Source organism: Pararhodobacter sp. CCB-MM2, assembly GCF_001691415.1.
GTDB lineage: Bacteria > Pseudomonadota > Alphaproteobacteria > Rhodobacterales > Rhodobacteraceae > Pararhodobacter.
The window spans coordinates 1-21,403 of record NZ_LRRR01000010.1; the positions used below are offsets into that span (position 1 = coordinate 1).

A 21,403-nucleotide genomic window follows, 5' to 3' on the forward strand; every position below is an offset into this window, starting at 1 on the left:
CCACCCACCCGCCCGCGCGCTCCGGCCGCCCGTGCTCCTGCCTAAGGGTGGTGTGGATAGGCTAGGGTTTCTGAGTATCGGAAGCAGAATGAAACGCAGGCGCCGGTATCATGCGTCGCTTGAGTACTTGGAACAAGGTTAGACAGGCGCGCGCCTTTTGTTCATCTTCGTTCCGTAGATATCCCGGGGGGAGCCGAAGGCGGGGGGCAGAGCCCCCCTCTTCCGGCGAGCGTAGCGAGCCGCCCGGTCGCCCGAGACCTGCGTGGCGGAGCCATGCCGGGTGAGGGCGAAACCTCTCACCCGCGCGGTGGTCAGGCGTTGAACAGGAAGTGCAGGACGTCGCCGTCCTTGACCTCGTAGGTCTTGCCCTCGACGCGGAACTTGCCCGCTTCCTTCGCGCCACTCTCGCCTTTGCCCGCGACGTAATCGTCATAGGCGATGGTCTCGGCGCGGATGAAGCCCTTCTCGAAATCGCCATGGATGACGCCCGCCGCCTGCGGCGCCAGCATGCCCTTGCGGATCGTCCAGGCGCGCGCCTCCTTGGGGCCCACGGTGAAATAGGTCTGCAGGCCCAGAAGCGCGTAGCCCGCGCGGATCAGGCGGTCGAGGCCAGCCTCTTCCAGACCCATCTCATCGAGGAACATCGCGGCTTCCTCGGCGTCGAGCTGGCTGATCTCTTCCTCGATCCGGGCCGAGATCACCACCGTGCCCGCGCCTTGCTGCGCCGCCATCTCGGCCACGCGGGCGGATTGCGAATTGCCTTCCGAGGCCGCCGATTCCTCGACGTTGCAGACATAGAGCACCGGCTTCGAGGTCAGAAGCTGGAGCATTTTCCAGGCCTTCTGGTCATCCTCGGAGACCTCGACCGTCCGGGCCGGCTTGCCGTCTTCCAGCGTCTTCTGCGCGAGCGCCAGCAGGCGATCCTGATCGGCGGCTTCCTTGTCATTGCCCTTCAGCTTGCGCGCGAGATTGGCGCGGCGACGTTCGATCGACTCGAGGTCGGCAAGCATCAGCTCGGTCTCGATCGTCTCGGCATCTGCCACCGGGTCGATACGGCCTTCGACATGGGTGATGTCGCCATCCTCGAAGCAGCGCAGCACATGGGCAATGGCGTCGCATTCGCGGATATTGGCGAGGAACTGGTTGCCGAGGCCTTCACCCTTCGAGGCGCCCCGCACGAGGCCGGCGATGTCGACGAAGGTCATCCGTGCCGGGATGATCTGCTTCGAGCCGGCAATCGAGGCCAGCGTGTCGATGCGCGCATCGGGCACGGCCACTTCGCCGACATTCGGCTCGATGGTGCAGAAGGGGAAGTTCGCAGCCTGCGCGGCGGCGGTCTTGGTCAGCGCGTTGAACAGGGTCGACTTGCCGACATTCGGCAGACCCACGATGCCCATCTTGAAGCCCATCTCATACCCTCCGGCGCTGGTTTCGCGCCGCTTCTAGGGCCTTGCGGGCTTGGCGGCAAGGGCCGGATGGGGGCTCAGAAGGGTTTGACGACCACGACCCAGAGGATCGCGATCACGCCGATCACGCTGACCTCGTTGAAGATGCGCAGGAACATGTCGCTTTCACGGAACTCGCCGCGTTTCGCCCGGCCGACCATCAGGCCAGTGTAGACGTAATGCGCGGCCAGAAGGGCCACGAGGGTGATCTTCAGATGGGTCCAGGGCGCGAAGCTCCAGAGCGACCAGGCCATCCAAAGCCCGGTGATCGCCGCGAGGATCCCGAGGCCAGAAGAGAAGCGATAGAGCCGGTAGGTCAGCTCGCCGATCTGGGTGGCGTCGCCTCCTGCGGCGGCCCGCTTCCAGTAGATCAGCGCGCGCGGCACGGCGAAGATGGAAGTCATCCAGCCCATGACGCAGAGAATGTGAATGATGAGAACCCAATCCATGCGGCTGTGATGCCGCGATGCGCCGCCCGGCGCAAGAGGGGTTGCCGCGCCTTTAGCGCGAGAGGCATCATCGCGCGGTGAAGACCGACCAGCCCGTCCGCTCGGCCAGCCGCTCGAGCGCCGTCGAGGCGAGGAGCGAGTTTCCGACCGCGTTCAGCCCCGGTGACCAGCAGGCGATGGCGGCCTGTCCCGGTGCCACCGCCATGATCCCGCCACCAACGCCGCTTTTCCCCGGCAAACCAACGCGAAAGGCGAATTCGCCCGAGCCGTCGTAATGCCCGCAGGTCAGCATCAAAGCGTTGATCTGCCGCGCCATCCGGGGCGAGACGGCGCGCGGCCCCTCGGGCCCGAGCCGCCCGTCGAAGGCCAGAAACCGCGCCGCACGGGCCAATTGGCGCACCGTCATCGCAATCGCGCAATGGTGGAAATAGACGCCCAGCACCTTCGCTGGCTCACCCGTGACGATGCCGTAGGAACGCATGAAATTCGCCAGCGCCACATTGCGAAACCCCGTCTCCTGTTCCGAGGCGGCGACGGCGGGGTCGATGGCAATATCCTCGTCGCCCGAGAGGTAGCGCAGAAATCGCAGGATCTCGCCCAGAGCCTCGCGCGGGGCGTAGTGGGACAGCAGCGCATCGGTGACGGCGATGGCGCCGGCGTTGATGAAGGGATTGCGGGGCTTCCCGCGCTCGTGCTCCAGCTGCACGATCGAGTTGAACGGATCGCCCGAGGGCTCGCGTCCGACGCGCGACCAGACGCTGTCGCCATGCCGTCCCAGCGCAAGGGCCAACGTGAAGACCTTGGAAATGCTCTGGATCGAGAAGGGCACCTCGGTATCGCCCGCCGCGATCACCCGGCCGTCGGGCAGGGATAGCGCGAGGCCGAACTGGCCGGGATCGACCCGCGCCAGCTCCGGGATGTAATCCGCGACCGCGCCGCGTTCGGTTTCCGCAGCCATCTCGGCGGCGATCTCGGTGACGATCAGGGGCAGGTCGAGGTCCATCATCGGGCGGAGATACGCTGGCCCGGGCCCGGCTGTCACGGGGATTTCTTGCGCGAAAGGCAAGATCGGCGCAGGTTGGCACGGCAACCGGAGGATCCCATGAGCCTGCATCCCTATATCCACTTTCAGGGCCAATGCGCCCCGGCGCTCGCCTTCTATGCCGAGGTCTTCGACGCGCCCGCGCCCAAGATCATGACCTTCGGGCAGGCCCCCGGCGGGCCTCAGGGGCCAGCGGGAGAGCGGGTGATGCATGCCCATGTCGAGATCGCGGGCGGGCTGCTGATGGCCTCGGACTTCCCGCTGGGCTTCGAGGGCGACCCGCAGAAGGCCTTCTCGGTCACCGTGCTTCTGGACAGCGTCGAGGCCGCGCGACGGATCTATGACCGGCTGATGGAGGGCGGCGACGTGATCCATGAATTCGGCGCGAGCTTCTTCTCCGAGGGGTTCGGGATGCTCCGTGACCGCTTCGGCACGCATTGGATCGTGATGAAGGAGAGCGAGGGCCTGCGCTGAGGCGCCTTCGCCCTTGATTTCCCCCGCGCTCCCATGCAAGGCCTGTGGCCGAGACCGACGGGGGCCCTGATGACACGGATCGACGACACTTTCGCCCGCCTGCGCGCCGAGAAGCGCAAGGCTTTCGTGGCTTACATGATGGGCGGCGACCCCGACATGGCGACCTCGCTGGAGATCATGAAGGGTCTGCCGGGCGCCGGCGTCGACATCATCGAGCTGGGCCTGCCCTTCACCGATCCGATGGCCGACGGCCCGACGATCCAGCTGGCCGGGCAGCGCGCGCTGGACGGCGGCATGACCATGGCCAAGGTGCTGGAGATGGTCCGCGCCTTCCGCGAGGGCGATGCGACCACGCCGATCGTGCTGATGGGCTATTACAACCCGATCTATTCGCGCGGCGTCGAGCGCTTCCTCAAGGACGCGACCGACGCCGGTATCGACGGCCTGATCGTCGTCGACCTGCCGCCCGAGGAAGACAGCGAGCTCTGCCTGCCCGCACAGGCCGCCGGGATGAACTTCATCCGCCTCGCCACGCCGACCACCGATGACAAGCGTCTGCCGGCGGTGCTGACCAATACTTCGGGCTTCGTCTATTACGTATCGATCACCGGGATCACCGGCTCGGCCGCCGCGCAGGCGGGCGACGTGGCCCCCGAGGTCGCGCGGATCAAGGCGCAGACCGATCTGCCGGTGATCGTCGGCTTCGGCATCAACACCCCCGAGCAGGCGCAGTCCATCGCCTCGGTCGCCGATGGCGCGGTCGTCGGCTCGGCCATCGTCAAGCAGATCGGCGAGGGCAAGCCGGTGGCCGAGGTTCTGGCCTTCGTCGCCTCGCTGGCCGAGGGCGCGCATAAGGGCTGATCCGGCCCTTTGCTGCGGTGATCAGGCGGGCCCCTCGGGGCCCGTTTTTCATGTCAACGCCTTGACTTGGCGGGCGTCGTTGCTTTCCTTCCTGCCGCAGACAGGAGTGCCCCATGACCGATGCCATCACCTACCGCGAAGCCCGCCCCGAGGATGCCGAGGGCATGACCCGCGTGACCGAGGCGCTGGCTGCGGCCGGGATCCGCGTGCTGCCCTCGGACCGGGCCTATATTGAGAGCGCCTATCTGGACAACCCGCAGCGCGTCGCCTGCACGGTTGCCGTGGATGGTGCGGGCCGTGTGCTGGGCTTCCAGTGGCTGGGGCACGCCAAGGCCGGCAATCCCTATGGCACGCCCGAAGGCCGCGGCTCGATCGGCACCCATGTCGCGCCGGATGCGCCGCGCAAGGGCATCGGCCGGGGCCTGTTCGCCGAGACGCGCAAGGCCATCGCCGCCGCAGGCCTGCCGCATGTCGAGGCCTGCATCGGGGCCGACAACACCCCGGCCCGGGCCTATTACGCGGCGATGGGTTTCGTCACCTGCCGCGAAGGGCCGGGGCCGCGCGGGCCGCTCGACGTGAAGGCCTTCCCGCCGGTCGTCTGATCTCACGCCCGGCGCGGGCGGCTGCCGAGCCAGACACAGCCCAGCACGATCGCCGCCCCGGCCAATTGCACGGGCGTCAGCGCCTCGCCGGCGATGGCCCAGCCCAGCAGCACTGCGGTCAGCGGGCTGAGGAAGCCGAAGCTGGTAACCGTGGCCGGTCCCAGCCGCTCGATGCCGCGAAACCAGAAGACATAGCTCAGCGCCGCGCCGATGAGCCCCAGCCACAGGAAGCCTGCGATGTTGAGCGGGCTCATCGCGGGCAGGGCGGGTTCCAGCGCCAGGGCCACGGGAAGCAGCAACAGTCCGCCCGCCGTCAATTGCCAGGCGGTGAAGGTCAGGGCCGAGACCTCGGGCCGCCATTTGCGCGTCAGCACCACGCCCGTGGCCATCGACACCGCGCCCAGAAGCGCCGCCGCCATCCCCAGCGGGTCCAGCGCCGCCGTTGGTCCCAGCACCAGCAGCGCCACGCCGAGGATGCCGATCAGCGCCGCCGCAACGCCGCGCGCCGATAGCGGTGTGCCCAGCGCGAAACGGGCGAGGAACAGCACGATCAGCGGCTGCACCGCGCCCAAAGTCGCCGCGACCCCGCCGGGCAGGCGATAGGCGGCGATGAACAGCGCGCCCCAGAACAGCGCGAAATTCAGCGCGCCGAGGATCAACAGCTTCCCCCACCAGTCGCGTGACGGCAGCTGCCGGGTCAGCGCCATCAGCAGCAGGCCGGCGGGCAGGGCGCGGAGCGCCGCATCGGTCAGCGGCGTGCCGGGCGGCAGCATCTGCGTCGTGACGATATAGGTGCTGCCCCAGATCGCGGGGGCCGAGGCGGCGAGGGCCATGTCGAGGCTGCGGGACATCGGGATCTCCTGTCTTGACGTCAAGATAACTATCTCGACGTCGAGATAACTGGAGAAATCTTGACGTCAAGGGATCTCGGGTTAGAAACGGAGCATGGATCAAGTGGACCGCATCGTCGCGCAATGGAATGCCGAGAGGCCGGACCTCGACGTCGGGCCGATGGCGACGTTGGGGCGGCTGAAGCGGCTGGCCGATCATCTGTTGGCCGAGGTCGCCGAGGTCTACAAGGCGCATGACCTGACCGCGGCCAGCTTCGACGTGCTGGCCACGCTGCGGCGGGCGGGGGCGCCCTATGCCCTTAGCCCCTCGGCGCTGATCGGCTGGACGATGGTGACCTCGGGGACGATGACCAACCGGCTGGACCGGCTGGAGGAGGCGGGGCTCATTGAACGGCGGGCCAATCCCGAGGACGGGCGTGGCTCGGTCGTGGCCCTGACGCCTGCGGGCTTCGCGCTGATCGACCAGGTGGTGGCCGAGCATGTCGCCAATCAGGCGCGGCTGGTGGCGCTGTTGCCCGAGGATTTGCGCGGTCCGATGGATGCGGCGTTGCGCGTCTGGCTCGCGGCGTTCGAGGGGGACGTTGCCGGCTGACGGGCTGCGACCTTGAAATCCGGCGCGACAGCTGTCATATCTGATGCGACAGGTGTCGCCAATGCGGCGCCGGGCATCGGAGGCTGTGATGGCGGTACAGGAAATCTTCCCGACGGACACGCTGCTGGCGCGCACCATGGCGCTGCTGGGCGGTGAGCGTGCGTTCCGCCGCCCGCTCAGCTCGCGGATCGAGGCGCATGATGCGTTGGCCGAGGGTTTGCCGGGCACCGCCTTGACGACCTTGCTGCGCGAGTTTCCGTTCCTGACCTCTTCGGGTGAGGTGCTCGATCGCGCGCTGGGGGTGAGCCTGCGCACGGTGCAGCGGCGGGCCGGGGCCTCGGACAAGGCGCTCAACGCCGAGCAATCGAACCGCGCGTGGAAATTCGCCGAGATCGTCGCGCGGGCAACCGAGGTTCTGGGCTCGCAGGACGAGGCCGTCGCCTGGTTGCAGCGCCCGGCCCCCGCGTTGGATCAGCGCCGGCCGATCGAATTGCTGGGCACGGCGGCGGGGGTGGAGCTGGTCGAGGATCTGCTGACCCGGCTCGATTACGGGGTGTATTCGTGATCCCATTGCCGCCGCCTCTGGGCGCGGGCGGGATCACCCTGTGGCGGCTGGACCGGGCCCGCCATGCCGCCAGCTGGGCCAGCGGCGAGGGGGCCTATCAGGTTGGTGGGCGCTGGAATCCCAAGGGGATGCGCGCCGTCTATGCCGCGCTGGACCCGGCGACGGCCATTCTGGAAGTGGCGGTCCACAAGGGGTTCACGGCGCTCGATACCGAGCCGCATGTGCTGACCCGTGCCCGCTGGGCCGATCCTCAGACGCTGAAGGTCGTGGGGGCGGGCGATGTGCCCAACGCCAACTGGTTGGTGCCGGGGGTGGTCAGTGCGGGGCAGCAGGCCTTCGGTGCTCAGGTCTTGCGCGAGCACGGGGCGATGCTGGTGCCCTCGGTCGTCTCGCGCCACAGTTGGAACTTGGTGTTCCTGGCAACGGCGGCGGGGTTCGAGGAGATGGGACAAGAGGCCTTCGCGCTGGACCCGAGGCTGCATCCGGCAGGGTAGCGAGAAGGGGGGCTTTGCCCCCCTCGGCCTTCGGCCTCACCCCCTAGGATATTTGCAGCACAAAGACGCAGGCAGGATGTCGCTTTGTCATCGATCCGTCATGGGGCTGTAACCGCGCTGTTTCCGTGTTTCCCGATGGTGCGCGCGAGCCAAGACTCGCAACCAAGGAAACGGGTAGCCAGATGACCGACAAGACCAAGCTCAGCGCCGACGAATGGGATGAAGTGAACTTCCCGCGTCCGGCCGAGAACGATTTCGACCGCGTGGTCGAGCGCGCCCTCAGCCGCCGTGGCTTCATGGCCGGCATTCTGGCCTTCGGTTCGGGTGCGGCTGTCATGGGCACCGGCATCCTGTCGCCGCGCGCGGCGCTGGCGCAGACGACCGCGCGCTTCCCCTTCACCCCGATCGACGCGCAGACCGATTTCGAGGTCCATGTGCCCGCGGGCTACAAGGTGCAGGTTCTGGCCAAATGGGGCGACGCCCTGTTCGGCAATGCCGCCGGCTATGACGTGGCCGAGGGCGGCCCGGTCGAGGCTTCGGACCGCATCTTCGGCGAGAACACCGATGGCATGGAAACCTTCTCGTACCGCGGGCATCAGCTGATCGCGGTGAACCACGAATACACCAACAACGACATCAACCTGCCCGCGGCGCAAGAGGGCGTTCCGGCCTCGGCCGCGGATGTTCTGAAGCTGCAGAACCTGCAGGGCGTCACCGTGATGGAAGTGGCCGAGGACGAGAGCGGCTGGAAGGTCGTTGTCGACAGCCCCTTCAACCGCCGCATCCACCACAACACGCCGATGACGCTGGTGGGTCCGGCGGCCGGCCATGCGCTGCTGCAGACCTCGGCCGATGCCTCGGGCATGCAGGCTTTGGGCACGCTGAACAACTGCGGCTCGGGCACGACGCCCTGGGGCACCTATCTGACCTGCGAAGAGAACTTCAACGGCTACTTCGGCGCGACCGGCGAGATGCCCTCGGACGAGACGCTGGCCGGCGGGTACACCCGCTATGGTATCGGCGCTGACGGCTGGGGCTACGATTACCACAAGCATGATGCGCGCTTTGACGTCTCGGCCAACCCGAACGAGCCGCATCGTCACGGCTGGGTCGTCGAAATCGACCCGACCAACCCCGATGCCGCGCCGGTCAAGCACACCGGTCTGGGCCGCATCAAGCACGAGAATGCCGAGGTCGTGCTGGCCCGTGACGGCCGTGTCGTGGTCTACATGGGCGACGACGAGCGGGGCGAGTTCCTGTACAAGTTCGTCTCGAACGGGGTCTATGTTCCGGGCGGCTCGACCGAGGGTCTCTTGGATGACGGGCAGCTCTATGTCGCCAAGTTCAACGACGACATGACCGGCGAATGGCTGGCCCTGACGCCGGAGACCACGGGCATGGACGCCGTCGAGATCCTGATCTTCGCCCGGACCGCCGGCTCGGCCGTCGGCGCGACGACCATGGACCGCCCGGAATGGGTGTCGGCCAACCCGCATGCCTGCGAAGTCTATTGCGCGCTGACCAACAACACCCGTCGCGGCACCCGGACCAACGCCGGTGGCGACGAGACCCCGGTCGGCGGCCCGAACCCGCGCGAAGCCAACCAGTTTGGTCAGATCGTCCGCTGGTTCCCGCATGACGACGATCATGCCGGCACCACCTTCGACTGGGATCTCTATGTGATGGCGGGCAACCCCTCGGTGCATTCGGACGCCTATGGCGGCTCGGAGAATGTCACCGCGGGCAACATGTTCAACTCGCCCGATGGCATGGCCTTCGACACGACGGGTCTGCTGTGGATCCAGACCGATGGCGACGATTCGAACGAAGGTGACTTCGCCGGTCAAGGCAACAACCAGATGCTGGCGGGCGACCCGGTTTCGGGCGAGATCGCGCGCTTCCTGACGGGGCCGAATGGCTCGGAAGTGACAGGTCTGGCCTGGTCGACCGACCGCCGCACGATGTTCGTCGGCATCCAGCATCCGGGCGGCTCGTGGCCGACGGGGTCGGGTCTGCCGCGCTCGGCGCTGATCGCGGTGACGCGGGAAGACGGCGCGCTGGTCGGCTGACGCTCTTCGGGGTGAGATAAGGGGGCCGGGCATCCGATGGGATGTCCGGCCTTCGCCGTTTCGGGGGCGTGGGTCGTAAAGGATGGGCCGCACCTCCTGCGGGCAGGGGCAGGGGTGCGGGCCTCGTCGGCATAGGGGAATAGTGATGAGCGGGGCAGGTGGGGTGAAACCCCACCCTACGCCGCGCCGAGAGAGGCTAGCGGCGGCGCGGGCCGTTCAGGACTGGCGGAGGGCGCCGTTTGTCGTGCCAGATCGCTCCGGCGACACACATGCGTCCGCGCAAGTCGAGGCGCCAATCCACGGGCTGTCGCTGGCCCGGTTTCAACGAGCCGAGCCGGCGTAGGGTGGGGTTTCACCCCACCTTTGCGCCCGATGTCAGAGGCCGGTGCCCTCATCCACCCCTAGGAGGATGTTGAGGTTCTGCACCGCCGCGCCCGAGGCGCCCTTGCCGAGATTGTCGAGCACTGCAACCAGCGTCGCCGCCCCGCTTTTCGCGTTGCCATGCACCGACAGCTCCAGCCGGTTGGTGCCGTTCAGGCGCTCGGGCCAGACGCGCGGCTCATGCGTGGCGGGATCGACGACGGCGACGAAGCGTTCGCCCTCATAGGCGGCACGCAGCGCTTCCTCGGCCGCTTTCATCCCGGTCTCGCCGAGATCGCGCATGTGCAGCACGACGGCCATCCCCTGTGCATACTGCCCGACGGACGGCACGAAGACCGGCACCGTCGACAGGTTGCCGTGCAGCTTGATTTCGGGCAGGTGCTTGTGGCCCTGCGTCACGCCGTAAAGGAACGAACCCTGCACTTCGCCGGTCTCGTACTCCGCGATCATCGATTTGCCGCCGCCGGTATAGCCCGACACGCCCGAGATCGCCGGCGGCGAGGCCGGGTCAATGAGACCGGCCTCGACCAGCGGGCGGATCAGCGCGATGGCGCAGGTCGACCAGCAGCCCGGGTTCGACACGCGGGTCGCTTGCGACAAGGCCGCGCGCTGGCCCTTGCTCATCTCGGGGAAGCCGAAGACCCAGTCCGGGTCGACGCGATGCGCCGTCGAGGCATCGATCAGCCGCGTGCCGTAGGGCGCGGCGAGGGCTGCGGCTTCCTTGGCGGCCTCGTCGGGCAGGCACAGGATCGCAACATCCGCTTCGGCGAGGGCTTCGCGGCGGGCCTCAGGGTCCTTTCGGCGCTCAGGCGCGACCTGCACGAGGCTGATATCCTCGCGCGGGGCCAGGCGCTCGCGGATCTGCAGACCCGTGGTGCCGACTTCGCCATCGATGAAGACCTTGTGTGCCATCGGAAAACCCTTTCATGGATGCCCGTGAGATAGGGCAAGCGGGGGCATGGGGCAAGGAAAGTCTGACGCGATCAGACTTGCGTTGGCCACGGTCGAGCGGTAAGGAAACTTGACCAATTCGGGAGGGGCAGATGGCCGTCATCACCACGATCGAGGATCTTCACCGGCTCTACAAGCGCCGCGCGCCGAAGATGTTCTACGATTACTGCGAATCCGGCAGTTGGACCGAGCAGACCTTCACCGAGAACAAGACGGATTTCCAGAAGATCCACCTGCGCCAGCGCGTCGCCGTGGACATGTCGAACCGCACCACGGAATCGACGATGATCGGCGAGAAAGTCTCGATGCCGGTGGCGCTGGCGCCCGTGGGCCTGACGGGCATGCAGCACGCGGATGGCGAGATCCTCGCCGCCCGCGCGGCCGAGAAATTCGGCGTGCCCTTCACCCTGTCCACCATGTCGATCTGCTCGATCGAGGATGTGGCCGAGCACACGACCAAGCCCTTCTGGTTCCAGCTCTACGTGATGAAGGACGAGGATTTTGTCAGCCGGATCATCCAGCGGGCAAAGGATGCGGGCTGCTCGGCCTTGGTGTTGACGCTCGACTTGCAGCTGTTGGGCCAGCGGCACAAGGACCTGAAGAACGGCCTCTCGGCCCCGCCCAAGCTGACCCCCGCGGTCATCGCCGATCTGGCGACCAAATGGCGTTGGGGCATGGGGATGCTGGGCACGAAGCGGCGCTTTTTCGGCAATATCGTCGGGCACGCGAAGGGCGTCAGCGACGCCTCGGCTCTGGGCGCCTGGACGGCCGAGCAATTCGATCCGCAGCTCGATTGGAGCAAGATCGAGAAGCTGCGCGACATGTGGGGCGGCAAGCTGATCCTCAAGGGGATCAACGACCCCGAGGACGCGGTCATGGCCTCGAAAATTGGCGCCGATGCGATCACCGTCTCGAACCATGGCGGGCGCCAGCTCGACGGGGCGATGTCCTCCATTCGCATGCTGCCGTCGATCATGGACGCCGTGGGCGACGAGATCGAAGTGCATCTGGATTCGGGCATCCGCTCGGGTCAGGACGTGCTGAAGGCGCTGGCTCTGGGGGCGAAGGGCACGATGATCGGGCGCTCCTTCGTCTATGGCCTTGGTGCGATGGGCGAGAAGGGCGTGACCACGGCGCTGGAGGTCATCCGCAAGGAGCTGGACATGACCATGGCGCTGTGTGGCGAGCGGGATGTGAAGGCCTTGGGCAAGCACAACCTGCTGATGCCGCAGGGCTTCGGCGATCCGACGGTGGTTCTGTGATGGGATGAAAGGGGGGGCTTGGGCCTCCCTTTTGCATTCGGGGGAGGGGTTTCGCCCTCAGCCGGCATGCCTCCGGCACGCAGGTCTCGGGCGACCGGAGGGCCTCGCTTCGCTCGGCCCCGAAAAAGGAAGGGAGGGGGCTCTGCCCCCTCGGCCTTCGGCCTCACCCCCGGGATATTTGAGGAACGAAGATGAAGGGGGGCGGTGCATTGGCCCCCTCGGGTTTTCCTTCCGGGCCGGGACTGATAGGGTCGGGGCTTCACCGGAGCAATCCGCGAAACGCGACCTCCGCCATTCATCCCGACATCAGGAGCAATCCATGACCAAGGCCACGGCGGGTAACACCGTCCAGTTTCACTATACCGGCACGCTTTCCGACGGCAGCGTCTTCGACAGCTCGGAAGGCCGTGAGCCGCTGTCCTTCACGCTGGGTTCGGGCCAGATCATTCCCGGCCTCGACGCCGCCATCGACGGCATGGCGCAGGGCGAGCAGAAGACCGTGACCATCCCGGCCGCCGAGGCCTATGGCGAGGCCGATCCGCGCGCCCGTCAGGCCGTGCCGCGCGCGCAGATCCCGGATCATATCCCGACCGAGCCCGGCACTTCGCTGCAGATGCAATCGCCGGACGGCCAGGTGATCCCGGTCACCGTGATCGAGGCCAATGACGAGCATGTGGTGCTGGACGCGAACCACCCGCTCGCCGGCAAAGACCTGACCTTCGCGGTCGAGATCGTCTCGGTCGCCTGACGGCTTCAGGCGCGGCGCAAGGTGGCGGTCATCAGGCCCATGCCCACCAGCGCCGCGCCGCCAAGCCGCGTGACGCCCGCCGCCGAGCGCGGCGTTGTCAGGAAGCGGCGCATCCGGTTGGCGAGCAAGGCGAAGAGCAACGCGTTCAGCGCCGCCATGCTGACGAAGGTGGCGATCATCACCGTGAATTGCGGCGCCAGCGGTGCGCCCGGGGTGATGAATTGCGGCACGAAAGCCACGAAGAAGGCGATGGACTTCGGGTTCAGCACCGTGACTAGCGCCGCGTGGCGGAACACCTGACCGGCCGGCAGGTCCTCTGGGCGCGAGAGGCCCGCAAGCCCCGCCTTGCCGGCGCTGCGCCACAGGCCGATGCCCATCCACACCAGATACACCGCGCCCACCCATTTCAAGATAGTGAATAGGGTCGCCGAGGTCGCGACCAGCGCGCCCAGCCCCAGAAGCGAGGCGCTCATCGCCAGCAGATCCCCCAGCGCAACACCCGCCGCCATGGCCAGTGCCACGCGGCGGCCTTGGGTCAGGGCGTAGCTCACGACCAGCAGCAGGGTCGGGCCAGGGATGACCAGAAGGGCGAGCGAGGCGGCGACGAAGGCCAGCCAGAGGTGAAGGTCCATGCGAGGGCTCCCTGTTTCAGCGCCTTCAGCAAAGACAGAGCCGCGACCCGCTGTCCAGAGGCGGGAATCGGGTTTTCCCCTCGGCAGCTGCGCGCTATGACCCGGGCATGGCCAAGCTCTATTTCCACTATTCCACCATGAACGCGGGCAAATCGACGATCCTCTTGCAGGCGTCGTATAATTACCGCGAGCGGGGGATGGACACCTATCTGATCACCGCTCAGTTCGACAATCGCGCGGGCGAGGGGCGGGTCGGCTCGCGCATCGGCATTGGTTCCGACGCCGATACCTTCGGACCGGGCGAGGATCTGTTCGCCAAGATCGAGGCGCGGCTGGCGATGGGTGCAGTGGCCTGCATCTTCATCGACGAAGCGCAGTTCCTGTCGAAGGAGCAGGTCTGGGATCTGGCGCGGGTCGTCGACGATCTGAATGTGCCGATCATGTGCTACGGTCTCCGCGTCGATTTCCGTGGCGAGCTGTTCCCGGGATCGGCCGCGCTGCTGGCCCTGGCGGACGAGATGCGGGAAGTGCGGACCATCTGCCACTGCGGAAAGAAGGCGACGATGGTGATCCGGCAAGGCCCTGACGGGATGGCCCTGAAGGACGGTGCGCAGGTGCAGATCGGCGGAAACGAGACCTATGTCTCGCTGTGCCGGCGGCACTGGCGGGAAGCTGTCGGCCGGTAAGCCGCTAAATTTTCAACGAAAAAGGGCGATCTGACGCGCTGTCGTCAGGGATGTTGACACGACTCATTCCGGCTGTCACCGTATTCTGAATTCAGAATTCGGAGATACCGTGAAGATCCTCGCCCTCAAGCCCAGCCTTGCCGAACAGGTCTACGAGGTCATCGTGGCCGGCATCTGTGACGGCGACCTGCCGGCGGGCGCGCATCTGGTGCAGGAGCAACTGGCCGAGCAGCTCGGCGTCTCGCGTCAGCCGATCCAGCAGGCAATGGCCTTGCTCAAGGCGGATGGCATGGTCGAGGAGATCGGCCGGCGCGGTCTCTGTGTCGCGGCCCTCGATCCGGCGTTGATGCGCCATCACTACGATATCCGGGCGACGCTGGACGGCTTGGCGGCGCGCTTGTCGGCCCTCAGGCTTGCGGCGGCGCCGGGGCTGGCCAAATCCTTCTCGGACCGGGCGGCACAGATCCTCGAGGCGGGGCAGGCGGCCGTATCCAGCGGCGAAGTGGCCGGGCAAGTGCGCCACGACATGGCGCTGCACACCTTGATCTACGAGACCTCGGGCAACCCGTTGCTGGCGCGGACGGCCGAGCCGCATTGGCGCTTCCTGCGCCGGGCGATGGGCGAGGTTCTGCGCCGCGCGACCCTGCCGCGCGAAATCTGGCGCCAGCATGCCGAGATCGTCGAGGCGATTGCGCGGGGCGATGCGCAAGGGGCCGAGGCGCTGATGGTGCATCACGACCTGTCTGCGGCGGGGACGCTGCAAGCGGCGCTGGAGGCGATGGAGGCGGCCAGCGCCTGACCAAACACGCGCCGGGGCGGGGAGGCCTCGACGCTTGTGTCTCACCGGGGGGAGGAACCCATGAAAGACGTCCTGACGGTCGGTCAGGTGCTGTCCGCGCAGGCGCGCGTGCAGCCTGACCGCATCGGCGCGCGCGATCTGGAGCGCAGCCTGACTTTCCGGCAATGGAACCAGCGCGCCTGCCAATTGGCGAATGCGCTGCTGAAGCTGGGACTGACGCCCGGCGAACGGGTGGCGGTGCTGGCCTATAACCGGCTCGAATGGGCGGAGATCTATGCCGCCGTGGCCAAGGCCGGGCTGGTCGCGGTGCCGTTGAACTTCCGCCTGACCGCGCCGGAGGCCCAGTTCATCGCGCAGGATTGTGCGGTCTCGGCTTTGATCTGCGAGGAGGCGCTGATCGACATCGGTGAGGCCCTGCGCAGGGCGCTGGCGTTGCCGTCCGAGCGGGCCGTGGTGATCGGAGCCGCCGAGGGCTGGGGAAGTTATGAGGGCTTGGTCGCAAATGGTGACGCGGGCGAACCCGATACGGCCCCGCAACCCGGTGACCCGTGGTGCCTGATGTACACCTCGGGGACTACGGGCAATCCCAAGGGCGCGATCCGCAGCCATCGCGGCATGGGTATGCTGGCGATGATGACGGCGGTGGAACTGGGGCTCGTCCGCGGCGACGATGCGCTGCTGGTGATGCCGATGTGCCATGCGAACTCTCTGAATTTCTTCACGTCGTTCCTGTTCGCGGGCGCCTGCAACACGATCTATTCTCGCGCCAGCTTTGCTGCGGGCCACGCGCTGCGCACCATTGGGGCGCTGGGGATCAGCTTCACCTCGCTGACGCCGACACATTTCATGATGATGCTCGACATCCCCGAGGCCGACCGGGGCGCGGCGGATTTCGGACGGGTGGCGAAGCTGATGATCTCCTCGGCGCCCGCCCGGATCGAGACCAAGCGGGCAGTGATGGACATGTTCCCGAACTCGGGCCTGTTCGAGCTCTATGGCTCGACCGAGGCGGGGTGGGTGACCATGCTGCATCCCGACGAGCAATTCGACCATCTGGGATCCGTCGGGCGCGAGGTCATCGGCTCGGCCCCGATCCGCCTGCTGGACGAGGCCGGGAACGAGGTGCCCGACGGCACGGTGGGCGAGCTTTACTCCTGCGGCCCCTATGCCTTCGAGGGCTATTGGAACCTGCCCGAGAAGACGGCCGAGGCCTTTCGCGGCGATTACCTCAGCGTGGGGGACATGGCGCTGCGCGATCCGCAGGGCTTCATCAAGCTGATCGACCGCAAGAAGAACATGATCATCACCGGCGGCGAGAATGTCTATCCGACCGAGGTGGAGGCCGTGTTGGGCCAGCATCCCTCGGTGCGCGACGTAGCGGTGGTGGGCGTCGCGGATGACCGCTGGGGCGAGCGGGTCGAGGCTGCCGTGGTCCTGCGCGACGGCGCCGAGACCAGTGCCGAGGCGCTGATCGACTGGTGCCGAAGCCGGCTGGCCGGGTTCAAGCGCCCGAAGCGCATCACCTTCCTTGCCCCCGGCGAAATGCCCCGCAACGCGACCGGCAAGATCCTGCACCGGGTCTTGCGGGACACATTGGCCGAACGCCGCGAAGGAGAGAGCGCATGACCGACCGTCAGGACCTGAACCTGCATGACGATACCGTGGCGGCGTGGATCGCCCATGTCCTTGCCGCGCGCGGTGTGGATCGCGTCTTCGGCCTGCAGGGCGGGCATATCCAGCCGATCTGGGACCATCTGGGTCGCCGCGGCATCCGCATCATCGATGTCCGCGACGAAGGCGCCGCGGTCCATATGGCCCATGCCCATGCCGAGCTGACGGGCGGCTTTGGCGTGGCGATGGTCACGGCCGGACCCGGCGTGACCAATTGCGTGACCGGCATCGCCAATGCGGCCCTCGCGCGGGTGCCGCTGCTGCTGATCGGCGGCTGTACCTCGCGGCCACAGGCGAACATGGGCCCGTTGCAGGACATCCCGCATGTCGAGATCATGAAGCCGGTGACGCGCTATTCCCGCACCGCCCGCGTCGCGGAGCAGGCGATCCGCGAGCTGGACGAAGCCATTGCGCGGGCGATGGGGGATATGGGCGAGCCGGGGCCGGTCTATCTGGAGGTGCCGACCGATGTGCTGCGTCAACGCGTGGCTGCAACGCTGATCCCGCAGGACTGGATCGACCCCAAACCGCCGCGCCTGCCTGCGCCCGAACCCGCGCGCATCGATGAGGCGATCGCGGCGATCCGCGCGGCCAAGCGCCCCTTGGTGGTCAGCGGTCGTGGCGCGTGCGGGGCCGGGGCCGCGTTGACCGCGTTCCTTGACGCGGCGGATGCGCTCTACCTCGATACGCAGGAAAGTCGCGGGTTGGTCGACGCCGGGCACCCCTCGGTCGTCGGCGCGGTCCGGGCGGCGGCCATGGCACAGGCGGATCTGGTGATCACGCTGGGGCGGAAGTTGGACTACCAGCTAGGCTTCGGCTCTCCGGCGGTTTTCCCGCAGGCCCGGTTCCTGCGCATCGCCGATACGGCGGGCGAGCTGGTCGACAACCGACGCGGCACGCCCGAGATCCTCGCGCCGGTTGCCACGGCGCTGGAGGCGATCACGGCGGGCTTGGCCGGTACCCCTGGCGCGCGCGACGAGGCCTGGCTGGAGGGGCTGCGCGCCAAACACCGCGACCGGATCGCGCAGGGCAAGGCCCGCAACGGGCCGCAGCGCGGCAGCGACGGCAAGATCCATCCGATGGCGATCTTCGAGGCGCTGCAAGAGGTGGTCGAGCCCGATCACATCGCCGTCGCCGACGGGGGCGATCTGTTGAGCTTCGCGCGCGTCGGGCTGACGGCCTCGACCTATATGGATGCCGGGGCGTTTGGCTGCCTCGGGGTCGGGGTGCCCTTCGCCGTCGCGGCGGCGCTGGCGTTTCCGGGACGGCAGGTGATCTCGGTCAATGGCGACGGGGCCTATGGCATCAACGCGATGGAGATCGACACCGCGGTGCGGCACGGGGCCAAGGCGGTGTTCATCGTCTCGAACAACGCGGCCTGGAACATCGAACGCTTCGATCAGGAGTTCAACTACGGCGGCCGCGTCTTGGGAACCACCCTGCGCCATTCCGATTACGCGGCCATGGCCCGGGCCCTCGGCGCGCATGGCGAGCGGGTCGAGGATCCGGCAGAACTGGCCGCGGCGATCCGTCGGGGGCTGGAGAATGCGCCGGCGGTGATCGACGTAGTCACCTCGCAGGATGCGGTCTCGTCTGATGCGCGTAAGGGGCTGGGATTCGTGCCCGATTATCAGGCGCTGACGGCGTGGGACGATGCCGAGCGTCGACGGCGGGAGTGATCGCGGACGGCCTGAGTGACGGCCAAAATGACAAGGGCCGAGGGGGCAGATCGCCGCCTCGGCCCTTGACGTTGGTCGGAAGGGGAGCCGCTGTTGCGGATCAGTCCTCCATCGCCTCCAGCTCGTCGATGAAGCCCGAGATCATCGACAGACCTTTGTCCCAGAAAGCCGGGTCCGAAGCGTCGAGGCCGAAGGGCGCGAGCAGCTCCTTGTGGTGCTTCGAGCCGCCCGCCGAGAGCATCTCGAAATACTTGTCCTGGAAGCCCTCGGGCGCGTCCTTGTAGGCGGCGTAGAGCGCGTTCACGAGCCCGTCGCCGAAGGCATAGGCGTAAACGTAGAAGGGCGAGTGCACGAAGTGGGGCACGTAGGACCAGAAGGTCTCGTAGCCGTCCATGAAGCGGAACACCGGCCCGAGGCTTTCCGCCTGCACCGACATCCACAGCGCGTTGATGTCGTCGGGGGTGAGTTCCCCCTCGCGGCGCGCGGCGTGCAGCTTGCACTCGAAGTCGTAGAAGGCGATCTGGCGCACGACTGTGTTGATCATGTCCTCAACCTTGCCGGCCAGCAGCGTCTTGCGCTCGGCCTTGGTCTTGGCATTGGCCAGAAGGCGCTGGAAGGTCAGCATCTCGCCGAAGACCGAGGCCGTCTCGGCCAGCGTCAGCGGGGTCGACGACAGCAGTTCACCCTGACCCGCCGCGAGGCGCTGGTGCACGCCATGGCCCAGCTCATGCGCCAGCGTCATCACGTCGCGCGGTTTGCCGAGGTAGTTCAGCATCACATAGGGATGCACGGTCGTGACGGTCGGATGCGCGAAGGCGCCCGGCGCTTTGCCGGTCTTCACGCCCGCGTCGATCCAGCCATCGGTGAAGAAGGGTTTCGCAAGCTCGGCCATGCGCGGGTCGAATTCGGCATAGGCGTTCATCACCGTCTCGCGTGCGTCGTCCCAGCCGATCAGGCGCGGGTTCTCCAAGGGCAGGGGCGCGTTGCGGTCCCAGATCTCCAGCCGCTCCAGCCCCAGCCATTTCGCCTTCAGCGCGTAATAGCGGTGCGAGAGGCGCGGATAGGCGGCGACAACGGCGTTGCGCAGGGCCTCGACGACCTCGGGCTCGACATGGTTCGACAGGTGGCGGCCATGTTGCGGCGAGGGCATCTTGCGCCAGCGGTCCGAGATCTCCTTCTCCTTGGCCAGCGTGTTGTGGACGCGGGTGAAGAGGCGGATGTTCTTCTCGAAGACACCGGCCAGCGACTGGGCGGCAGCTTCGCGCTTGGCGCGGGCCGGGTCCGTCAGCAGGTTCAGCGTGGCCTCAAGCGGCAGTTCCTCGTCCTCGCCTTCAACCTCGAAGGACAGGCCGGCCATGGTCTCGTCGAACAGTCGGTTCCAGGCGGCGGCGCCGACGGTGGATTGGTCGTGCAGGAATTTCTCCAGCTCGTCCGACAGCTGGTGCGGGCGCATGGCGCGCATGCGTTCGATCACCGGGCGGTAGCGGGCCAGATCGGCATTGGCTGTCAGCAGCGCCTCCATCCGCGCGTCCTCGATCCGGTTCATCTCGAGCGAGAAGAACACCAGAGGCGTCGTGGCGACGGTCACCCGGTCCTGCGCGTCGGCCATGAATTTGGCGCGCTCGCTGTCGGTGGTCATCTGGTAATAGCGCAGGCCGGCGAAGCTCATCAGGCGGCCGGCGATGATGTCGATTTCCTCGTAATCCCGGATGCACGTCAGCATCGCCTCCGCGTCGAGCGTGTCGAGCTTGCCCTCATAGGCCGCAGCGAAATCGGCGCAGGCCTGATCCAGCCAGTCGAGGTCGCGATCAACCTCGGGCGCGTCCTGCGAGGGATAAAGGTCGCTGAGGTCCCATTCCGGGAGATTTCCGAGGGCCTTGCCCGAGACATCGGCATCGAAGCGGCGAAGATCGGTCAGAGCGGGCAGTCGGAACATGGGTCACCTTTCCTTGGGTTGCCCAAGATGTAGTCAGGCTGGGGCGGGGGTGCAAGCGGGCCGCGCGGTCAGGCTGAAGGGGGCGTAAACGCGAAACGCCCGGCACGGGGCCGGGCGTCTTGCACGATGTGGTCGGGTGATCAGGTCCGGCGGCGGCCGCGGCGCTCACGCCCGTGGTTGTGGGTGGGGTCGCCGCAACCGGTGACCTCGGTCCCGTCCTGCGCCGAGGAGAAGGCGCCGAGGGCGGCGGTGATCTGCTCCAGCGTCGGGCGCTCGCCCACCGGGCGGGTATCCAGCGCCTCGCGCATGGCGCGCAGGTGCACGGGCATGGTGCCGCAGCAGCCGCCGATGATCTTCGCGCCGGCATCGCGGGCAAGGACGGCATATTCGGCCATCAGCTCGGGCGTGCCGTCATACTTGATGGCGCCGTCGACATATTTCGGGATGCCCGCGTTGCCCTTGGCGATGACCGGCAGTTCCGGACCCTGCGCCATGAAGCCCAGCACGGTGCGCATCAGATCCGAAGCGCCGACGCCGCAATTGGCGCCGAAGGCCACGGGCGGATTGGCCAGCTTGCCGACCAGCTTGACGAAATCGGCCGAGGTCACGCCCATCATGGTGCGGCCCGCGGTGTCGAAGCTCATGGTGCCGACCCAGGGCATGCCCGCCATGGCGCAGGCCTCGGCGGCGGCCTTGTATTCCTCGGGCGCCGAGATCGTCTCGACCCACAGGACATCTGCGCCGCCCTCTTTCAGACCCTCGGCCTGCTCGTGGAACATCTCGACGGCCAGCTCATGCGTCAGGTTGCCCATCGGCGCCATGATCTCGCCGGTCGGGCCCATCGAGCCCGCGACCAGCACCTTGCGGCCGGCCTTGTCAGCCACCTCGCGGCCAATCTCGGCGCCCACGCGGTTGAGTTCCCGCACGCGGTCCTGCGCGTTGTGCAGCTTCAGGCGGCTGGCGTTGCCGCCGAAGGTGTTGGTCAGGAACAGGTCCGAACCCGCCTCGACCGCCGAGGCATAGAGTGTGGTGATCCGGTCGCGGTGATCCACGTTCCAGAATTCGGGCGCATCGCCCGAGGAAAGGCCCATGTTGAACAGGTTGGTGCCGGTGGCGCCATCGGCCAGCAGGACGCCGCGCTCGGCAAGGAGGGCGCTCAGGGGATCGGGCTTCACGGACATCGGTTCCTCGGAAAGGTTCGGTCAATGCAAAAC

At 67.2% G+C, this 21,403-nt stretch carries 21 protein-coding genes; 13 read left to right on the top strand and 8 right to left on the bottom strand.

Annotated elements, in window-relative coordinates:
• Positions 1 to 311: 311 nt before the first annotated feature.
• The 3 genes from ychF to BCY78_RS11865 form a co-directional block, all read right to left on the bottom strand.
• Positions 312 to 1,409 (bottom strand): redox-regulated ATPase YchF, encoded by a 1,098-nt coding sequence (ychF, locus tag BCY78_RS11855; protein WP_068301896.1) that lies wholly within the window; start codon positions 1,407 to 1,409, stop codon positions 312 to 314.
• Between the two features lie 74 nt (positions 1,410 to 1,483).
• The gene (locus BCY78_RS11860) at positions 1,484 to 1,894 is read right to left on the bottom strand and encodes a CopD family protein (protein WP_068301899.1); all 411 of its coding nucleotides are present in this window, start codon (positions 1,892 to 1,894) and stop codon (positions 1,484 to 1,486) included.
• Positions 1,895 to 1,961: 67 nt separating this feature from the next.
• On the bottom strand, positions 1,962 to 2,897 hold the full coding sequence (locus BCY78_RS11865) for a glutaminase (protein ID WP_139103155.1): 936 nt from the start codon (positions 2,895 to 2,897) through the stop codon (positions 1,962 to 1,964).
• A gap of 99 nt (positions 2,898 to 2,996) precedes the next feature.
• Between BCY78_RS11865 and BCY78_RS11870 the strand changes: the two genes are divergently transcribed.
• The 3 genes from BCY78_RS11870 (at position 2,997) to BCY78_RS11880 (ending at position 4,873) form a co-directional block, all read left to right on the top strand.
• Entirely contained in the window at positions 2,997 to 3,410 is a 414-nt protein-coding gene (locus BCY78_RS11870) for a VOC family protein (protein WP_068301904.1), read from the top strand.
• A gap of 69 nt (positions 3,411 to 3,479) precedes the next feature.
• Positions 3,480 to 4,271 (top strand): tryptophan synthase subunit alpha, encoded by a 792-nt coding sequence (gene trpA / locus BCY78_RS11875; RefSeq protein ID WP_068301907.1) that lies wholly within the window; start codon positions 3,480 to 3,482, stop codon positions 4,269 to 4,271.
• Positions 4,272 to 4,384: 113 nt separating this feature from the next.
• Positions 4,385 to 4,873 (top strand): GNAT family N-acetyltransferase, encoded by a 489-nt coding sequence (locus BCY78_RS11880; RefSeq protein WP_068301909.1) that lies wholly within the window; start codon positions 4,385 to 4,387, stop codon positions 4,871 to 4,873.
• A 2-nt stretch (positions 4,874 to 4,875) separates the two neighbouring features.
• Here the strand turns inward: BCY78_RS11880 and BCY78_RS11885 are convergent, their stop codons facing one another.
• Positions 4,876 to 5,724: an EamA family transporter gene (locus BCY78_RS11885; protein ID WP_068301912.1), complete on the bottom strand. Its 849-nt coding sequence runs from the start codon at positions 5,722 to 5,724 to the stop codon at positions 4,876 to 4,878.
• A gap of 94 nt (positions 5,725 to 5,818) precedes the next feature.
• Between BCY78_RS11885 and BCY78_RS11890 the strand changes: the two genes are divergently transcribed.
• From BCY78_RS11890 to BCY78_RS11905, 4 genes are all read left to right on the top strand, one after another.
• Complete coding sequence (locus tag BCY78_RS11890) at positions 5,819 to 6,316, top strand: MarR family winged helix-turn-helix transcriptional regulator (protein ID WP_068301914.1); 498 nt, start codon at positions 5,819 to 5,821, stop codon at positions 6,314 to 6,316.
• Positions 6,317 to 6,404: 88 nt separating this feature from the next.
• A complete protein-coding gene (locus tag BCY78_RS11895; protein WP_068301917.1) occupies positions 6,405 to 6,881 on the top strand; it encodes an antitoxin Xre/MbcA/ParS toxin-binding domain-containing protein in 477 nt (158 codons plus the stop codon).
• Positions 6,878 to 7,375: an RES family NAD+ phosphorylase gene (locus BCY78_RS11900; protein WP_068301920.1), complete on the top strand. Its 498-nt coding sequence runs from the start codon at positions 6,878 to 6,880 to the stop codon at positions 7,373 to 7,375. The genes BCY78_RS11895 and BCY78_RS11900 overlap by 4 nt, the downstream gene beginning before the upstream one ends.
• A gap of 182 nt (positions 7,376 to 7,557) precedes the next feature.
• A complete protein-coding gene (locus BCY78_RS11905) occupies positions 7,558 to 9,444 on the top strand; it encodes a PhoX family phosphatase (protein WP_068301923.1) in 1,887 nt (628 codons plus the stop codon).
• A gap of 375 nt (positions 9,445 to 9,819) precedes the next feature.
• On the opposite strand, the gene argC is transcribed toward BCY78_RS11905, so the two are convergent.
• Complete coding sequence (gene argC / locus BCY78_RS11910) at positions 9,820 to 10,737, bottom strand: N-acetyl-gamma-glutamyl-phosphate reductase (RefSeq protein ID WP_068301924.1); 918 nt, start codon at positions 10,735 to 10,737, stop codon at positions 9,820 to 9,822.
• 131 nt (positions 10,738 to 10,868) lie between these two features.
• Here argC and BCY78_RS11915 point away from each other — a divergent pair, with 131 nt between their 5' ends.
• Positions 10,869 to 12,038, top strand: a complete 1,170-nt coding sequence (locus BCY78_RS11915) for an alpha-hydroxy acid oxidase (protein WP_068301925.1) — start codon at positions 10,869 to 10,871, stop codon at positions 12,036 to 12,038.
• A 319-nt stretch (positions 12,039 to 12,357) separates the two neighbouring features.
• On the top strand, positions 12,358 to 12,786 hold the full coding sequence (locus BCY78_RS11920) for a peptidylprolyl isomerase (protein ID WP_068301927.1): 429 nt from the start codon (positions 12,358 to 12,360) through the stop codon (positions 12,784 to 12,786).
• 5 nt (positions 12,787 to 12,791) lie between these two features.
• Here BCY78_RS11920 and BCY78_RS11925 read toward each other — a convergent pair whose 3' ends face one another.
• A complete protein-coding gene (locus BCY78_RS11925) occupies positions 12,792 to 13,418 on the bottom strand; it encodes a LysE family translocator (RefSeq protein ID WP_068301935.1) in 627 nt (208 codons plus the stop codon).
• A gap of 107 nt (positions 13,419 to 13,525) precedes the next feature.
• Here BCY78_RS11925 and BCY78_RS11930 point away from each other — a divergent pair, with 107 nt between their 5' ends.
• The 4 genes from BCY78_RS11930 to BCY78_RS11945 all read left to right on the top strand — a co-directional run bounded on the left by BCY78_RS11930 (position 13,526) and on the right by BCY78_RS11945 (position 18,253).
• The gene (locus tag BCY78_RS11930) at positions 13,526 to 14,104 is read left to right on the top strand and encodes a thymidine kinase (protein ID WP_068301938.1); all 579 of its coding nucleotides are present in this window, start codon (positions 13,526 to 13,528) and stop codon (positions 14,102 to 14,104) included.
• Between the two features lie 109 nt (positions 14,105 to 14,213).
• Entirely contained in the window at positions 14,214 to 14,903 is a 690-nt protein-coding gene (locus BCY78_RS11935; RefSeq protein WP_068301944.1) for a GntR family transcriptional regulator, read from the top strand.
• 60 nt (positions 14,904 to 14,963) lie between these two features.
• Positions 14,964 to 16,529, top strand: a complete 1,566-nt coding sequence (locus tag BCY78_RS11940) for a class I adenylate-forming enzyme family protein (RefSeq protein WP_068301948.1) — start codon at positions 14,964 to 14,966, stop codon at positions 16,527 to 16,529.
• Positions 16,526 to 18,253 carry a thiamine pyrophosphate-binding protein gene (locus BCY78_RS11945; protein ID WP_199523145.1) on the top strand — a complete coding sequence of 576 codons (1,728 nt, stop codon included), beginning with the start codon at positions 16,526 to 16,528 and terminating at the stop codon, positions 18,251 to 18,253. The genes BCY78_RS11940 and BCY78_RS11945 overlap by 4 nt, the downstream gene beginning before the upstream one ends.
• Positions 18,254 to 18,353: 100 nt before the next feature.
• Here BCY78_RS11945 and BCY78_RS11950 read toward each other — a convergent pair whose 3' ends face one another.
• Both BCY78_RS11950 and bmt read right to left on the bottom strand, forming a co-directional pair.
• Positions 18,354 to 20,189: a M3 family oligoendopeptidase gene (locus tag BCY78_RS11950; protein WP_068301951.1), complete on the bottom strand. Its 1,836-nt coding sequence runs from the start codon at positions 20,187 to 20,189 to the stop codon at positions 18,354 to 18,356.
• Between the two features lie 140 nt (positions 20,190 to 20,329).
• Positions 20,330 to 21,370, bottom strand: a complete 1,041-nt coding sequence (gene bmt, locus BCY78_RS11955; protein WP_068301954.1) for a betaine--homocysteine S-methyltransferase — start codon at positions 21,368 to 21,370, stop codon at positions 20,330 to 20,332.
• Between the last annotated feature and the right edge of the window lie 33 nt (positions 21,371 to 21,403).

Bases quoted from the DNA above. Each gene is read 5' to 3' on its own strand.
- BCY78_RS11925 (WP_068301935.1), bottom strand. From the start codon at position 13,418: ATGGACCTTCACCTCTGGCTGGCCTTCGTCGCCGCCTCGCTCGCCCTT.
- BCY78_RS11920 (WP_068301927.1), top strand. From the start codon at position 12,358: ATGACCAAGGCCACGGCGGGTAACACCGTCCAGTTTCACTATACCGGC.
- trpA (WP_068301907.1), top strand. From the start codon at position 3,480: ATGACACGGATCGACGACACTTTCGCCCGCCTGCGCGCCGAGAAGCGC.
- BCY78_RS11885 (WP_068301912.1), bottom strand. From the start codon at position 5,724: ATGTCCCGCAGCCTCGACATGGCCCTCGCCGCCTCGGCCCCCGCGATC.
- argC (WP_068301924.1), bottom strand. From the start codon at position 10,737: ATGGCACACAAGGTCTTCATCGATGGCGAAGTCGGCACCACGGGTCTG.
- BCY78_RS11890 (WP_068301914.1), top strand. From the start codon at position 5,819: ATGGATCAAGTGGACCGCATCGTCGCGCAATGGAATGCCGAGAGGCCG.
- BCY78_RS11915 (WP_068301925.1), top strand. From the start codon at position 10,869: ATGGCCGTCATCACCACGATCGAGGATCTTCACCGGCTCTACAAGCGC.
- BCY78_RS11950 (WP_068301951.1), bottom strand. From the start codon at position 20,189: ATGTTCCGACTGCCCGCTCTGACCGATCTTCGCCGCTTCGATGCCGAT.
- BCY78_RS11940 (WP_068301948.1), top strand. From the start codon at position 14,964: ATGAAAGACGTCCTGACGGTCGGTCAGGTGCTGTCCGCGCAGGCGCGC.
- BCY78_RS11865 (WP_139103155.1), bottom strand. From the start codon at position 2,897: ATGGACCTCGACCTGCCCCTGATCGTCACCGAGATCGCCGCCGAGATG.
- BCY78_RS11945 (WP_199523145.1), top strand. From the start codon at position 16,526: ATGACCGACCGTCAGGACCTGAACCTGCATGACGATACCGTGGCGGCG.
- BCY78_RS11860 (WP_068301899.1), bottom strand. From the start codon at position 1,894: ATGGATTGGGTTCTCATCATTCACATTCTCTGCGTCATGGGCTGGATG.
- BCY78_RS11930 (WP_068301938.1), top strand. From the start codon at position 13,526: ATGGCCAAGCTCTATTTCCACTATTCCACCATGAACGCGGGCAAATCG.
- BCY78_RS11880 (WP_068301909.1), top strand. From the start codon at position 4,385: ATGACCGATGCCATCACCTACCGCGAAGCCCGCCCCGAGGATGCCGAG.
- bmt (WP_068301954.1), bottom strand. From the start codon at position 21,370: ATGTCCGTGAAGCCCGATCCCCTGAGCGCCCTCCTTGCCGAGCGCGGC.
- BCY78_RS11905 (WP_068301923.1), top strand. From the start codon at position 7,558: ATGACCGACAAGACCAAGCTCAGCGCCGACGAATGGGATGAAGTGAAC.
- ychF (WP_068301896.1), bottom strand. From the start codon at position 1,409: ATGGGCTTCAAGATGGGCATCGTGGGTCTGCCGAATGTCGGCAAGTCG.
- BCY78_RS11895 (WP_068301917.1), top strand. From the start codon at position 6,405: ATGGCGGTACAGGAAATCTTCCCGACGGACACGCTGCTGGCGCGCACC.
- BCY78_RS11870 (WP_068301904.1), top strand. From the start codon at position 2,997: ATGAGCCTGCATCCCTATATCCACTTTCAGGGCCAATGCGCCCCGGCG.